This is a genomic window from Nocardioides sp. P5_C9_2, assembly GCF_054049555.1.
Genome location: NZ_JBFUMD010000657.1, coordinates 1 through 1,636, shown reverse-complemented (window position 1 = coordinate 1,636; position 1,636 = coordinate 1). Strand labels below are relative to the sequence as shown.

3 protein-coding genes are annotated in these 1,636 nt (G+C 66.1%); all 3 read left to right on the top strand.

Features of this window, described 5'->3' with window-relative positions; genetic code table 11:
* Positions 1-487, top strand: a 487-nt coding sequence (locus ACXJKL_RS20715; protein ID WP_457208879.1) for a carbohydrate ABC transporter permease, incomplete at its 5' end; no start/stop codon positions are given.
* A complete protein-coding gene (locus ACXJKL_RS20710) occupies positions 484-1,401 on the top strand; it encodes a carbohydrate ABC transporter permease (protein WP_457208878.1) in 918 nt (305 codons plus the stop codon). The genes ACXJKL_RS20715 and ACXJKL_RS20710, both read left to right, overlap by 4 nt.
* Before the next feature lie 25 nt (positions 1,402-1,426).
* Positions 1,427-1,636 (top strand): ATP-binding cassette domain-containing protein (locus ACXJKL_RS20705; RefSeq protein WP_457208877.1); only part of this gene is annotated, 210 nt, incomplete at its 3' end.

Here is a 1,636-nt window from a genome sequence, read left to right as displayed (position 1 = left end):
CTACTCCCGCGACCAGGGCCTCATCAACCAGGTGTTCGGCACCGAGGTGGACTGGTACGGCGACCCGGACGTCAACCTCTGGGCCGTCCTGGTGGCCAACGCATGGCGGCACACCGGCTACGTCATGCTGATCTACCTGGCCGGCCTGAAGGGCGTCGACGGGACCCTGCGCGAGGCCGCGGCGGTCGACGGGGCGAGCGAGGTGCGCACCTTCTTCCACGTGATCTTCCCCGTGATGCGACCGATCAACATGATCGTGGTCGTCATCGTGGTCATCGAGTCGCTGCGTGCCTTCGACATCGTGTGGGTCATCAACAAGGGGCGCAACGGGCTCGAGGTCATCGGCGCCCTCGTCGGGCAGAACGTCCTCGGCGAGGCCACCCGCTACGGGTTCGGCTCGGCGCTGGCCGTGATCATGATGCTGATCTCCTCGATCTTCATCACCATCTACCTGCGGAACGTCTTCCGTGAGGAGCGCGAGCGATGAGCGTCGAGACCCCGGTCGCCGTACCCGAGACGGCACCACCGCCCAGGCAGGAGGGCGGGGTGATGAGCCGCAACCGCGGCGTCATCGCCACGGTGATCACCGCGGTGCTGGCCCTCCTCTGGCTCTTCCCGCTCTTCTGGGCGGTGCTCAACTCCTTCCGCGAGTACGAGTACACCCAGGCCAACGGCTACCTGTCCCTCGGCGGGTGGACCTTCGACAACTACCAGCAGGCCTGGTCCCAGGGCGAGTTCGGCCTGCACATGCGCAACTCGATGCTCGTCACGATCCCGGCGGTGCTGCTCACGCTGTTCCTGTCCTCGATGGTCGCCTTCGTGCTRGCCCGGTTCAGCTTCCGGTTCAACCTCGCGCTGCTCGGCGTCTTCCTGGCAGCCAACCTGCTGCCACCCCAGGCGCTGCTGATCCCGGTGTTCCGGATGTTCCGCGAGATCCCGCTGCCGCTGTTCATGAGCGACTCGGGGTCGATGCTCAACAGCTTCTGGTCGTTGATCCTGGTCAACACCGCCTTCCAGATGGGGTTCTGCACCTTCGTGCTCAGCAACTACATGAAGACGCTGCCGCACGAGATCTACGAGTCGGCAGAGCTGGACGGGGCGGGGGTGTGGCGGCAGTACTGGCAGCTGACCATGCCGCTCGTGCGCCCGGCCCTCGCGGCGCTGGCGACCCTGCAGTTCACCTGGATCTACAACGAGTTCTTCTGGGCCACGGTGCTCATCCAGCAGGGCGACAAGCTGCCCATCACCTCGGCGCTCAACAACCTCCGGGGCCAGTTCTTCACCGACACCAACCTGGTGGCGGCGGGATCCGTGATCGTGGCACTGCCGGTCCTGGTGGTGTTCTTCGCGCTGCAGAAGCAGTTCGTCTCGGGCCTGACACTCGGCTCGACCAAGGGTTGAGCGTCCACATGCGAAAGGACTGCACATGGCAACGGTGACCTTCGAGAAGGCGCAGCGGTGGTATCCGGGGGCAGACACCCCGGCCGTCCCCGCCCTCGACCTCGAGATCGCGGACGGCGAGTTCATGGTGCTCGTCGGTCCCTCGGGGTGCGGCAAGTCGACGACCCTGCGCATGCTGGCCGGCCTCGAGGAGTGCAACCGGGGGAGCATCCGGATCGGCGACCGGGACGTGACC